Annotated in this window: 12 protein-coding genes; 1 reads left to right on the forward strand and 11 read right to left on the reverse strand. The window is 70.8% G+C overall.

Features of this window, described 5'->3' with window-relative positions; all coding sequences use genetic code 11:
• Window positions 1-232 precede the first annotated feature (232 nt).
• Together F0L46_RS24445 and F0L46_RS24450 are read right to left on the reverse strand one after the other, a co-directional pair.
• Window positions 233-2,122 carry an ABC transporter permease gene (locus F0L46_RS24445; protein WP_149822236.1) on the reverse strand — a complete coding sequence of 630 codons (1,890 nt, stop codon included), beginning with the start codon at window positions 2,120-2,122 and terminating at the stop codon, window positions 233-235.
• Window positions 2,123-2,164: 42 nt separating this feature from the next.
• Window positions 2,165-3,391 carry an ABC transporter substrate-binding protein gene (locus tag F0L46_RS24450; protein WP_149822237.1) on the reverse strand — a complete coding sequence of 409 codons (1,227 nt, stop codon included), beginning with the start codon at window positions 3,389-3,391 and terminating at the stop codon, window positions 2,165-2,167.
• A 195-nt stretch (window positions 3,392-3,586) separates the two neighbouring features.
• On the opposite strand from F0L46_RS24450, the gene F0L46_RS24455 reads away from it, so the two are divergent.
• A complete protein-coding gene (locus F0L46_RS24455; protein WP_188312133.1) occupies window positions 3,587-4,198 on the forward strand; it encodes a methyltransferase family protein in 612 nt (203 codons plus the stop codon).
• Window positions 4,199-4,363: 165 nt separating this feature from the next.
• Here F0L46_RS24455 and F0L46_RS24460 read toward each other — a convergent pair whose 3' ends face one another.
• From F0L46_RS24460 to rsfS, 9 genes are all read right to left on the reverse strand, one after another.
• Window positions 4,364-5,137, reverse strand: coding sequence for a ferredoxin--NADP reductase (locus tag F0L46_RS24460; RefSeq protein ID WP_149822239.1), 774 nt, complete (start codon window positions 5,135-5,137; stop codon window positions 4,364-4,366).
• Window positions 5,138-5,439: 302 nt separating this feature from the next.
• Window positions 5,440-5,859, reverse strand: a complete 420-nt coding sequence (locus tag F0L46_RS24465) for a hypothetical protein (RefSeq protein ID WP_149822240.1) — start codon at window positions 5,857-5,859, stop codon at window positions 5,440-5,442.
• Window positions 5,856-6,500, reverse strand: coding sequence for a ParA family partition ATPase (gene parA, locus F0L46_RS24470; RefSeq protein ID WP_149822241.1), 645 nt, complete (start codon window positions 6,498-6,500; stop codon window positions 5,856-5,858). The genes F0L46_RS24465 and parA overlap by 4 nt, the downstream gene beginning before the upstream one ends.
• A 191-nt stretch (window positions 6,501-6,691) precedes the next feature.
• Window positions 6,692-7,939, reverse strand: a complete 1,248-nt coding sequence (gene serA / locus F0L46_RS24475) for a phosphoglycerate dehydrogenase (RefSeq protein WP_149822242.1) — start codon at window positions 7,937-7,939, stop codon at window positions 6,692-6,694.
• A 77-nt stretch (window positions 7,940-8,016) separates the two neighbouring features.
• Window positions 8,017-8,655, reverse strand: coding sequence for a DsbA family oxidoreductase (locus tag F0L46_RS24480; protein WP_149822243.1), 639 nt, complete (start codon window positions 8,653-8,655; stop codon window positions 8,017-8,019).
• A gap of 185 nt (window positions 8,656-8,840) precedes the next feature.
• Window positions 8,841-10,160 carry a S41 family peptidase gene (locus F0L46_RS24485; RefSeq protein ID WP_149822244.1) on the reverse strand — a complete coding sequence of 440 codons (1,320 nt, stop codon included), beginning with the start codon at window positions 10,158-10,160 and terminating at the stop codon, window positions 8,841-8,843.
• Window positions 10,160-11,542: a murein hydrolase activator EnvC family protein gene (locus F0L46_RS24490; RefSeq protein ID WP_240540144.1), complete on the reverse strand. Its 1,383-nt coding sequence runs from the start codon at window positions 11,540-11,542 to the stop codon at window positions 10,160-10,162. Before F0L46_RS24490 ends, F0L46_RS24485 begins: the two co-directional genes overlap by 1 nt.
• Window positions 11,543-11,586: 44 nt before the next feature.
• On the reverse strand, window positions 11,587-12,075 hold the full coding sequence (gene rlmH, locus F0L46_RS24495) for a 23S rRNA (pseudouridine(1915)-N(3))-methyltransferase RlmH (RefSeq protein ID WP_149822245.1): 489 nt from the start codon (window positions 12,073-12,075) through the stop codon (window positions 11,587-11,589).
• 17 nt (window positions 12,076-12,092) lie between these two features.
• The gene (gene rsfS / locus F0L46_RS24500; protein WP_149822246.1) at window positions 12,093-12,392 is read right to left on the reverse strand and encodes a ribosome silencing factor; all 300 of its coding nucleotides are present in this window, start codon (window positions 12,390-12,392) and stop codon (window positions 12,093-12,095) included.
• Between the last annotated feature and the right edge of the window lie 471 nt (window positions 12,393-12,863).

Below are 12,863 nucleotides of genomic sequence, written 5' to 3' on the forward strand. Positions count from 1 at the left end.
CGCCCGGCGTCGCGTAACCAGTCCTGCACTAAGCGTTCGGACGGGTCGCGACAGGTTCCCCTCACCCTTGCGGGGAGGGGTTATGGCTGGGGGTGACGGCTGAGGTGGTGCAGAACAGGGCGCAACCGTTCGGCTGGTGACCTTTTCGGATGGGACACCGCCGTCACCCCCCACCCCAGCCCTCCCCCGCAAGGGGGGAGGGAGCGCGGCGGCACGGGTCTCGAAGAGGCGCTCATGCCGGCTGCTCCTCGGGGGCGGGGGCGCGGCTGCGGCGGCCGGTGAGGCGGTCGGCGGCGCCGGCGAGGCCCTGCGGGAAGACGAGCACCATGGCGATGATGGAGAGCCCCAGGAACAGCCGCCAGTAATCGGTGAGCGGCATGAAGAAGTCCTTCAGGGCGTGGAACACCCCGGCCCCCAGCAGGGGCCCGACCACCGTGCGGATGCCGCCCACCAGGATCATGGCGAGGAAATCCACCGACATGGGGATCGAGATCATGGTGGGGTCGATGGAGCCCTTCGAGAAGGCGTAGAGCCCCCCCGCCAGGCCCGCCGCCGCCCCCGCCAGGATGAAGCCGAGCCAGCGGTGGGTGCTCACGTCGATGCCGATGGCGTCGGCCCGGGTGGCGGAGTCGCGGGCGGCGCGCAGGGTGTAGCCGAAGGGGGCGTAGATCACGTGGCGCAGGGCCGCGATGGCGAGAAGCGTGCCGGCCGCCACGAGGTAGAAATAGACGGCGCGGGACGAGGCCCAGGCGGAGGGCCAGACGCCCACCACCCCGTTGTCGCCCCCGGTGACTTCCACCCACTGGAAGCAGACCGAATAGACGATCTGCGCGAAGGCGAGGGTCAGCATGGCGAGGTAGATGCCCGACAACCGCACCAGGAAGAAGCCGAACAGGGCCGCGCCGAGGGCGGCGGCAAGGGGCGCGAGGAGGATCGCGGCTTCCATGGGAAGCTTCAGCGGCCCCGTGACGAGGAGCCCCGCCGCATAGGCGCCGAGGCCGAAATAGGCCGCGTGCCCGAACGAGACGAGGCCGCCCACCCCCATGAGGAACTGGAGCGAGAAGGCGGCGAGCGCGAAGACCATCACCTCGATGGCGACCTTGATCTTGTAGTTGTCGCCGAGCAGCGGGATCGCGAGGAGCGCCGCCACGGCGAGAACCGCGAGCGCCGTCTCGATCCGCCCGAACCGGCGCAGGGTGAGGATGCCCTCCGGGATGAGCGAGCGCCCCGCCGCCACGTCCGGCCGGCCCAGAAGCCCCCAGGGCTTGATCACGAGCACCACGGCCATGAGCAGGAAGACGAGCACCAGGGTCACCTTCGGGAAGACGAGGATGCCGAAGGCCTGGAGCTGGCCGATGATGAGGGCGGCGAGGAAGGCGCCCGGCACCGATCCCATGCCGCCGATCACGGTCACCACGAAGGCGTCGGTGATCACCGTGACGTCCATGTGGGGGCTTGCTGCGATGCGCGGGATCTGGAGCGCGCCGCCGAGGCCCGCCAGGAACGCGCCGAGAAACAGGGTGCCCGTGAAGAGGAGCGCCTGGTTGACCCCGAGCGCGCCGACCATCTCCCGGTCCTGGGTCGCGGCCCGGATGAGGACGCCAAAGCGCGTCTTGCGCATGAGGAGGCTGAGGAGGCCCAGCACCAGCGGCCCCACCGCGATGAGGAAGAGCTCGTAGGCCGGGAAGCGCTGGCCGAGGATCTCGACGCCGTGGCGCAGGCCGGGCGCCCGGGGCCCGGGGATGTCGACGGGCCCCCAGATCGCGAGAACGAGATCCTGGACGATGAGCACGATGCCGAAGGTGGCGAGCAGCTGGAAGAGTTCCGGCACCCGGTAGATCCGCCGCAGGAGCAGGAACTCCATGGCGATCCCGACGAGCCCCACGGCGAGGGCTGCGAGGAGCACGCCCGCGAAGAAGGTCCAGGGCGAGTAGTGGAGGTCGAGGAGGCGGGGGACGATCGTGACCGCCAGATAGGCCCCCAGCATGTAGAGGGAGCCGTGGGCGAAGTTCACGATGCGGGTGACGCCGAAGACGATGGTGAGCCCGGAGGCGATGACGAAGAGCGACGAGGCGCTGGCGAGCCCCGAAAGGGACTGGATCACGAGGAAGGAGGGATCCATGGGGCCGGGGGTGCCTCGTCGCTGGAGCGGGGATGCCTGGGGTCAGTCCTTGCGGGCGGCCTTCACCTCGGCTTCCGGGTGCATGTAGTCCCGGCCGTCGACGTAGCGGAAGTTCTTCATGGCGCCCTGGCGGCCCTTCAGCGTGGTCTCGCCCACCCAGGCGCCGAGCGTCGCCTGGTTGTCGATCCCGCGCATGATCGCGGGGCCGACGATGGTCTCGAAGGGCAGGTCCTCCAGCGCCTTGACCATGGCCTCGGTCTCCGTGGAGCCCGCCTTTTCCAGCATGTCGCGCATGAGATAGACCACCACGTAGCCCAGGAACGAGCCGAGCCGCGGCGTGTCGTTGAAGCGGGCGCGATAGGCGGCGACGAAGGCCTTGTGCTTCGGGTCCTCGATCTGCTCCCAGGGGTAGCCCGTGGTGATCCAGCCCTCGGGCGTCTCCTCGCCGAGCGGCATCATGTATTCGGGCTCGCCCGTCAGCAGGCTCGCCACCGTGCGCCGCTCGAACAGGCCGCGGGTGTTGCCCTCGCGGACGAAGGGGGTGAGATCGGCGCCGAAGAGCACGTTGAAGATGCCGTCGGGCTTGGCCTGGGCGAGCGCCCCCACGGTCGCGCCCGCGTCCACGCGGCCAAGCGCCGGGAACTGCTCGGCCACCACCTCGAAGCCCGGCACGGCCTCGCCCATGAGCTTCTTGAAGTTCGCCGCCGCCGACTGGCCGTACTCGTAGTTCGGCGCCACGATGGCCCAGCGCTTGACGCCCTTCGCCTTCACGGCGTCGACGAGCATCTTCGTCTGCATGTAGGTGTTGGGGCGGACGCGGAAGGTGTAGCGGTTGCCGCCGGCGAGCGTCAGCGCGTCGGTGAGGGGCTCGGTGGCGAGGAAGAGGGTTTTGCGCTGGTTGGCGAAATCCGCCACCGCGAGGCCGACATTCGACAGGAAGGTGCCGGCGAGGAACGCCACGTTCTCGCGGGTGACGAGCTCTTCCGCGACCCGCACCGCGTCGCCCGGCGTCGAGCCGTCGTCGCGGAACACGATCTCGAGGGGGCGCCCGCCGATGGCCTTGATGCCGCCCGCCTTGTTGATCTCGTCCACCGCCATCTGCATGGCGTTGCGGTAGGGCACCGCGAAGGCGGCCATGCGGCTGTAGGAATTGAGCTCGCCGATCTTGATCGGCCCCGACCCTTGGGCGTGCGCGCCGGACCCGAGCACCAGGGGCGCCGCCGCGAGGCCTCCGACGACGGCGCGGCGGGTGGGGTGTCGAAGGGTCATGGCTTGTCCTCGCTGACGGATAAGGATGAGATGATCGCTCGCGTGGTCCCCGTCCCGCCCGGGCGGGTTCGTTCGTATGCGAACGTTAACGTGACGGCAGCGGCGCGCAAGGGGTCACGAGCGCCGCCCCGCCGTGCTAGAGCCGGGGACGCCGTTGTCCACAGCCGCGAAACGCCGCCGCAAGGGAGCCCGCCCGTGAATCCGTCCTCCTGGCTTCCCCTCGCGCTCGCCGCCGCGGCCGGCGCCGCCGTCGCGGCCCATTCGCTGCGGCTGCGCAAAGCGGGCGTGGAGCCCTGGGTGCTGCCCCTGGGCGACGACGCGCCGGGATTTCTGGGCCGCGCCTTCGTTGGGCTCGTGGCCGTGTGGGCCTTCGTCCTCGTCACTTGGGCGATCGTGCCGGCCTGGGCCCTGCGCTCGCTCGGCGCCGTGCCGCTCCTCGTCGGGCCGGGCTTCGCCTGGGCGGGGATCGCGCTGATGCTGGGCGGGGTCGTCATGGTCGCGATGGGCCAGCGGGCCATGGGGAAGGCCTGGCGGGTGGGTATCCCAACCTCGGACAAGCCGAAGCTCGTCACCGACGGGGTGTTCGCCTGGTCGCGCAATCCCGTCTTCCTGGGGATGATGCTCGCGGCAGGCGGGGTAACGCTCGCCATCCCCCACGCGCTGAGCCTCGCGGCGCTCACGGGCACCTACATGGCGCTCTCGGTGCAGATCCGGCTGGAGGAAGCCTATCTGGAGAGCTGGCTCGGCGAGACCTTTGGGGCCTATGCGCGGGGCGTGGGGCGCTGGTTCGGGCGTATGAAAGCCTGAACCCCCTCCCCCTTGCGGGGAGGGGTTAGGGGTGGGGGTCGAAAAGTCGGAGCTGGGGCTAGGGAGGGGAGCACGCACGGGCGTACAGGCTTGATCCTGCACTGACGGCGGATGGCGCCCCGACCCCCACCCCTAGCCCCTCCCCACAAGGGGGAGGGGGATTGGCTACCGCTCCACGAAGGCCTTCTCGATCACGTAGTGCCCCGGGCGGCTCGTGGAGCCCTCGTCGAAGCCCTTCGCCTCCAGCATGTCGACCATATCCCTCAGCATGGCCGGCGAGCCGCAGATCATGACGCGGTCGTGGGCCGGGTCGAGGGGTGGCAGGCCGAGATCCTCGCCGACCTTGCCCGAGGCGAGGAGATCCGTGACGCGGCCCTGGTGGACGAAGGCCTCGCGGGTCACGGTGGGGTAGTATTTCAGCTTCTCGCGCACGAGGTCGCCGAGATACTCGTCCTCCGGCAGGCCGTGGGTCAGGAAGTCGTTGTAGGCCTGCTCGGCCACGTGCCGGGTGCCGTGCAGGAGCACCACGGTCTCGAACCGCTCGTAGACCTCCGGGTCCTTCACCACGCTCATGAACGGCGCGAGCCCCGTGCCCGTGCCGGCGAGATAGAGCCGCTTGCCCGGCAGGAGCGCATCCTGGACCAGGGTGCCCGTGGGCTTGCGGCCCACCAGAATCTCGTCGCCGGGCTTGATATGGGCGAGCCGCGAGGTGAGGGGGCCGTTCGGCACCTTGATGGAGAAGAACTCCAGCTCCTCCTCGTGATTGGCCGAGACCATCGAATAGGCGCGCAGCAGCGGCCGTCCGTCGACCTGGAGGCCGATCATCGTGAACTGGCCGTTGAGGAAGCGGAAGGACGGGTCGCGCGTCGTCTTGAACGAGAACAGGCTGTCGGTGTGGTGCCTGACCTCGGTGACGCGTTCCACGTTCAGGTTGGACATGAGCCGGGCCCCCTGATGCCCCAGATCCTGCGGACGGGATCGTTCGTACGCGAATAATAGCCGAAACGACGGCCTTCCGCCAATCGTTCCGGCCCGGCCCTGGGAGACGGGCTCGGAATGAGGGAACTCCACCCCCCCTCATGCTGAGGAGCGCTCGTAGAGCGCGTCTCGAAGCACGCATCACGCTCGTGAGCCGGCTGGAGATCCCTGAAGCGCCCTTCGAGGCCCGGCTTACGCAGGGCGCCTCAGGACGAGGGTGAGACTGGGAGAGACAGCCGCTTCGGCCCCATCGCCAAGCGGAGTCAGCCGCGCCGCGGCGAGAGGCAGCGGGCGGCGGCGGCGACCGCGTCAGCCCAGGTTTGGGTGGCGCGGCTCATCTGGAGGAAGCCCTGCTCCAGGCCCGCGCGGGCGAGCTCGTTTTGCGCGGCGGCGAGCTCGGACGCCGTCTTGGCCCGCAGCACCCGCTCCAGGGCGTCGGCGGCGGGGCCCCGGTCGAAGGAGGCGCCGGCCCGCACGGCGTCCTGGGCGCCTTGGGCGAGCGCCGTCATGGCGTCGGCGAGGCCCACGAGATCGGGATCGGGGCGGGGCTGCTGCTCATCCCCGTGCGCTCCGGCATCGGGGCGGCCCTTGGCGGCGCCGATCCAGGCCTCGGCGCTGGCGCCCGCGGTCCCCGGGGTCTCGCCCGCGACATGCAGCTTGAACCGGACGGTCTTCTTGCTCATGCGGCCTCCCTTTGCAGGTGCAGGTCGGCGATGCCCTTGGCGAGCGCGGCGATCTCGCGGGCGGCCTCGCCTCGGGGCTGGACCTCGGGGACGGAGAGCCCTTGCGCGGCGCTCTCAGCATAGATCACGCGCTGGCGCAGGGCGGCGTCGAGGACGGGCAGGGGGAAGGAATCGAGGATCGCGCTCACGTCCCGGCCGATGGCGGTCTTGGCGATCTTGCGATTGATGACGAAGGCTGCCCGCAGGCCCGGCTTGAAGCCTTGCGCCTCGCCCACGAGCTGCACGATGTCGGCCGCCGCCCACACGTCGTAAGGAGAGGGCTGGACGGGGATCAGCACGATGTCGGAGGCGAGGATCGCCGAGCGGGCGAGCTCGTTCACCCGCGGCGCGCCGTCGATCACCACGAGGTCGTAGTTGCGGGCGAGCGCCGGCAGGTCGCGGTGGAGGCTGGGCTTCGCCATGCCCACCACGGGAAAGAGCGGGTCGCGCTCCCGCGCTGACGACCAGGCGAGCGACGACCCCTGCGGATCCGCGTCCACGAGCAGCACGCGCCGCCCCGCGCGCGCCCAATGGGCCGCGAGGTTCACGGCGATCGTGGTCTTGCCCACCCCGCCCTTCTGGTTCAGCACCCCGACGATCATGGGTCGGCCTTCCCCCGAATCACCGCGTGATAGCCGACTCGGCCCGAGTCGGCGACCCGGCTTTCGGAGGGGGTGACGGCGGTGTCCTAACCCGGAGAGGTCGTCGTCCGAACGGGTGAGCCCTGTTCTGCTCCACCTCCGCCATCACCCCCAACCCCTGCCCGCAAAGGGGATGGGAACGCGGACGCCGCTCACCCCCGCTCGTAGAGCAGGCGCGCGCGGATCGTGCCCTCGATGGCGCGGGCCTCCTCCAGGACCGCCTCGCTGTCCTCGCGGGTGCCGTCGGCCTCGATGACCACGTAGCCGATCTCGCCATCAGTCTGGAGGAACTGGGCCGCGATGTTGAGGCCGCGGCGGGCGAAGATCTCGTTGAGGCGGGTGAGGACGCCGGGCACGTTGCGGTGGACGTGGATGAAGCGGGTGCCCGTGGGGCGGCTCGGCAGCTGGGCCTGGGGGAAGTTCACGGCCCCGAAGGTGGAGCCGATGTCGGAATAGTCCACGAGCTTGCGGGCCACCTCGGCCCCGATGCGCTCCTGCGCCTCCTCCGTCGAGCCGCCGACATGGGGGGTGAGGATCACGTTGGGCAGGTTCTGTAGCGGCGAGACGAAGGGCTCGTTGTTGGAGGCGGGCTCCTGCGGGAACACGTCGACGGCGGCGCCCCGCAGATGCCCGTCGCGCAAGGCGTCGGCCAGCGCGTCGAGGTCCACCACGGTGCCGCGGCTGTTGTTGATGAGATAGGCGCCGGGCTTCATGAGCCGGATCTCGCGCGCGCCGATCATGCCCTGCGTCGCCGGGGTCTCGGGCACGTGGAGGCTCACCACGTCGGACCCGGCCAGCAGCGTGTCGAGGGAGCCCACGGGCTCCGTGTTGCCGTAGCGCAGCTTGTCGGTGTGATCGTAATAGATCACCCGCATGCCCATGGCCTCGGCGAGCGAGGAGAGCTGCGAGCCGATATTGCCGTAGCCCACGATGCCGAGCGTCTTGCCGCGCACCTCCTGGCTGTCGACCGCCGACTTGTCCCAGCCGCCCGCATGGGCCGACGTCGAGCGCGGGAACACCCGGCGCATGAGCATCACGATCTCGGCGATGGTGAGTTCGGCCACCGAGCGGGTGTTGGAGAAGGGCGCGTTGAAGACCGGGATGCCGTTGCGCCGCGCCGCCTCCAGGTCGACCTGGTTGGTGCCCACCGAGAAGCAGCCCACCGCGATCAGCCGGTCGGCGGCTTCCAGAACCTCCGCCGTGAGCTGGGTGCGCGAGCGGATGCCCAGGATATGGACGCCCCGGATCGCCTCCCGCAGCGCCTCGCCGTCGAGGCCCTTGGGCAGGCGGGTGACGTTGGTGTACCCCGCCGCGCGCAGGAGCTCGACCGCACTGTCGTTGACGCCCTCCAGCAGGAGGACGCGGATCTTGCCCTTGGAGAGGGACAGCCGTTCGGACATGGGGGCTCTCTGGCGCTGTGGCTTGCGTGGGCGCCGGGTTACCACCGGCGCCCCGCGCGGTCCAGGTTGGGGGCCGTCTACGCCGTGGCGCCCAGTCCCGTGAGCGCCTCGACCCATTGCTCCGGGGGCTGGGCGCCCGAGACCGCCCATTGCCCGTCGATGATGAAGAAGGGCACGCCGGAGATGCCGCTCTCCCCGGCCTCCGCCTCGAGCTCCGCCACCTGGCGGTCGAGGAGGTCGTCCTCCATGGCGGCCATGGCGGCGTCGCGGTCGAGGCCCGCCCCGGCGGCGATCTCGCGGAGCACCGCCGGGTCGCCGATGTCGCGCGCCTCCTCGAAATAGGCGTGAAACAGGGCCTCGACCACGGGATCGGCGTTCCCCAGCCGGGTGGCGTGGGCGATGAGCTTGTGGGCGCGGCGCGTGGAGGGCGTGCGGGTCTGGCGGCCGAAGGCGAAGGCCACGCCCTCCGCCTCGCCGAGCGCCGTCATCTGGGCGTCGAGCTGCACCGCCTTCGCGAGCCCGAACTTCGCCTCGCGATAGGCCATCCGCTCCATGCCCTCGGGCGGCATGGCGGGATTGAGCTCGTAGGGCAGCCAGGTGACCGTCGTGGTCTCCCGCAGGCCGAGCCGGTCGAGGGCGCTCTCCAGGCGCCGCTTGCCCAGATAGCACCAGGGGCAGATCACGTCCGAGAACACGGCGATGGCAAGGGCCGGCATGCGCACCTCTCAACTGGTCCCAAGGCTAGCGGGGCCGGGCGCAGGGGTGAAGCGAAAACCGGTCCGCCGACGCGATCGGTTCGGGATGGACGGCGTCCGAGAGCGCGGCTGGGACACGGGCCGGCGAGCCCCCAAACGAAAACGCCCTCCGCGGGGGAGGGCGTTGCCGGTGAGCGCAGGTGCGATCAGTTCGGGACCTTGGTCGGGGCGGGGGTGACGGCCGCGCCCTGGCGCTGGCCCCGCAGGTACTCGTAAGCCGCGATGAGCTGCTTGTCCTTGGCCGGATCCGTCGGGATGTAGGCCGAGGAGCCGCCCTTCTCGTCCTTGTCGTTCTTCAGGTGGCCGCGAAGCCCGGCTTCGCCCTTGGTCTCGTCCTTGCCCTTGAGCTCGTCCGGGATGTCCTGCGTGACCTCGCGGTCGGGATCGATGCCCTTGGCCTGGATCGAGCGGCCCGACGGCGTGTAGTAGCGCGCCGTGGTGAGGCGCACCGCGCCGTTGCCGCCGAGCGGGATGATGGTCTGCACCGAGCCCTTGCCGAAGGAGCGCGTCCCCATGACGATGGCGCGCTTGTGATCCTGGAGGGCGCCGGCCACGATCTCGGAGGCCGAGGCGGAGCCGCCGTTGATCAGCACCACCAGGGGCTTGCCCTTGGTGAGGTCGCCGCCCTTGGCGTTGAAGCGCTGGGTCTCGTCGGCGTTGCGGCCGCGGGTCGAGACGATCTCGCCGCGGTCGAGGAAGGCGTCCGAGACCATGATCGCCTGGTCGAGGAGGCCGCCCGGGTTGTTGCGCAGGTCGACCACGAAGCCCTTCAGCTTCTCGGCGCCCACCTCGTTGGTGTGGCGCTCGATGGCGGCCTTGAGGTTCTCGAAGGTCTGCTCGTTGAACTGCGTGACGCGCAGGACCACCACGTCGTCCTCGACGCGGGCGCGCACCGGACGGATGCGGATCACGTCGCGGCTGACCTTGATCTCCAGGGGCTCCTTGGCGCCCTTGCGCTGGATCTTGAGGCGCACCGCCGTGTTGACGGGGCCGCGCATCTTGTCGACGGCTTGGTTGAGGGTGAGGCCCTGGACCTGCTCGTCGTCGATGTGGGTGATGATGTCGTTCGACATCACGCCGGCCTTGGCGGCGGGGGTCTCGTCGATGGGGGCGACGACCTTGATCAGGCCCTCCTCCATCGTGACCTCGATGCCGAGGCCGCCGAACTCGCCGCGGGTCTGCACCTGCATGTCGCGGAAGCTCTTGGGATCCATGTAGCTCGAATGCGGGTCGAGCGAGGTGAGCATGCCGTTGATGGCGGACTCGACCAGCTTCGACTCGTCGGGCTTCTCGACGTAGTCCGTCCGGATCTTCTCGAAGACGTCACCGAACAGGCTGAGCTGACGGTACGTCTCCGCCGAGGCGGCGACGGCGCTCGTGCTCGACAGGAGCTGCGTCTGCGACACCAGCGCCGTGGCGCTCGCGCCCACGAACGCGCCGATCATCATGAGGGAAATCTTGCGCATTACCCGCGAACCTTTTCGCTCTGCGATTTGTGCCACCACGGCGCCGGGTCGATCGACCCGCCATCCTTACGAAACTCGACATACAGAACCGGATCGCCCGATCCCGGCGTGCCGGCGGACGCGGCCGAAGCCGTTTCCGTCCCCATCACCGCGACGGGCTCGCCTGCGAGGACGAACTGGCCGACCTCGACGTTGATCCGCTCCATCCCCGCCAGGAGGAGATAGTACCCACCCCCGGCGTTAATGATCAAGAGTCGCCCGAAGGACCGGAAGGGCCCCGCGAACGCCACCCATCCATCCGCGGGCGAAGACACGATCGCTCCTGCTCGTGTCGAAAATGAGATGCCGCGGGCCGTTCCGCCAACCCCGTCGGGCGCGCCAAATCCCCGCACCATCTCGCCCGAAACGGGTGTCGGCAGGGCGCCGCGCGCCTCCTGGAACGGGATCTTGGGGGCCAGACGCGCCGGATCGCGGAAGGCGAGCGCCGCGAAACGCTCGCGGGTCTCCTTCGATTGCGTCTCGGCGGCGCGCCTGGCCTCCTCGGCGGCCCGTTGCGCCGCCGCCACCTCGCGCTCCATGCGGTCGATCAAATCTTTGAGAGTTTGCGCCTGGGCGGCGAGATTCGCGGCTCGGTCGCGCTCGCTGCCCGCCGACTGCTCCGCCTGGACGAGGCGATCCTGGCGCGCGGCGACGAGGGCCTCCAGGCGCTGGCGCTCGCGGGCGAGATTGGCCGCCTCGCGGGTCAGGGTCTCGCGGTCGCGGGCGATGGCCTCGCGCAGGCGCACGAGCTCGGCGAGGTCGCCCGCGAGCGTCTCGGCCTCCTGGCGCAGCTCGGGCAGGACCGCGCCGAGCAGCATGGAGGTGCGAATCGCCTCCAGGATATCCTCGGGCCTCGCGAGCACGGCGGGGGGCGGGCGCCGCCCCATGCGCTGGAGCGCCGCCAGCACCTCCACGATGACCCCGCGCCGGGCCTCCAGCGAACGGCGGATCGCGGTCTCGCTGCCGGTGAGCGTCGCAAGCCGCCGCTCCAGCGCCTCGGCACGCTCCTCGGCCGAGCGCACGCGCCCGGTGGTGTCGACGAGGGCGGCGGCGAGCCGGGCCCGGTCGGTCTTGAGCTCGCCGATCTCCGCCTCCAGCGCCCGCCGTGCGTCGGCGGAAGCGGCCATCGCCTCCTCCAGCCGCTTCAGCTCGGCGGCCTTGCGCTCGCGCTCCTCGGCGGACGGGGGATCGGCGGGAGCCTGGGCGAGGGCAGGGGAGGCGAGAAGGAGAAGCGCGAGGGCGAGCGCCGCCGGGCTCCCTCCCCCCTTGCGGGGGAGGGCTGGGGTGGGGGGTGACGGCGGTGTCCGCGCACGAAGGATCGCCGGCCGATCGGCCGTGACCACGCCTCCCTCGGCCGTAGCCTTCCGGAGCTTCGCCCACCCGCCCCTCACGGCTCGCCTCCGCGGTGATAGGGGTGGCCCGTCAGGATGGTGACGGCGCGGTAGACCTGCTCCAGCACCAGGGCGCGCACGATCTGATGGGGCAAGGTGAGGGCTCCGAAGGACACCACCAGGTCTGCCCGGCGGCGAACCGATTCGTCGAGCCCGTCGGGGCCGCCGACGACGAAGGCCGCGCAGGCCCGGCCCTCGTCGCGCCAGGCGCCGAGCCGCGCCGCGAAGGCCTCGCTCGTGGGCGAGCGCCCCCGTTCGTCGAAGGCGACGAGGGCACCCGTGCCCGCCCGCGCCAGGAGGGCGCCCGCCTCCTCGGCGCGCCGGTCGGCGTCGCGCCGGGCGCGGCTTTCGGGGATCTCCACGAGGTCGAGCCCCGTGAAGCCCGCAGGGCGTCCCGTCGCGTCCAGCCGCTCGCGATAGCGCTCGACCAGATCGCGCTCGGGCCCCGCCTTGAGGCGGCCGATGGCGACGACCGTCAGCTTCACCGCGGTCGTCCCCGGGGTCAGACGGCGAGGCGCTCGTCCGGACGATCGGCGCCCCACATCTTCTCGAGGTTGTAGAAGCCGCGCACCTCGGGCCGGAAGATGTGGACGATGATGTCGCCCGCATCGATCAGCACCCAGTCGGCGGCCGGCAAGCCCTCGATGCGGGGATTGCCGAAGCCCGCATCCTTCAATCCCGAGACGACGCGCTCCGCGATCGCGGCGACGTGGCGCTGCGAGCGGCCGGAGGCGATGAGCATCGTATCGGCGATCGAGGTCTTGCCGACGAGGTCGATCTCGACCAGCTCTTCGGCCTTCATGTCCTCGATATAATAGCGGGCCGCAGCCCGGACGTCCTCGAACCGCGGAGCAGCCGCTCCGGAGTGAGGGGGAAGCGGATGGGTGCCCGCTTCGTGCGCAGACACTTGGTTCAGTGTCATGTCCTCTCGATCAAGCGGCGGGAACGTCTGCCGCCCCTCTAAGATGCGCACGATCGCCCCCGGATTCAATGCGGTCCCCCGCTTCCGGGCCGTGATTTTGCGCCCGCAGGGCCGTGGAGGACAGGTGGGAGCGCGGTCCGTGCAGGAACACCCAGGCCGGCGGCTCGCGCCCCGGCAGCCTGGGCGCGTCGCGCTCCTCCAGGCGTCGCGCCGCGAGCGCGCTCGCGGCGTGACGCCTGGAGGAGCGCGGCGCGCCCAGGCTGCCGGGGCGCGGGCCGCCGGCCTGGGTGTTCCTGCACGGACCGCGCTCCCACCTGTCCTCCACGGCCCTGCGGGCGCAAAATCACGGCC

Source organism: Salinarimonas soli (assembly GCF_008386575.1).
GTDB lineage: Bacteria > Pseudomonadota > Alphaproteobacteria > Rhizobiales > Beijerinckiaceae > Salinarimonas_A > Salinarimonas_A soli.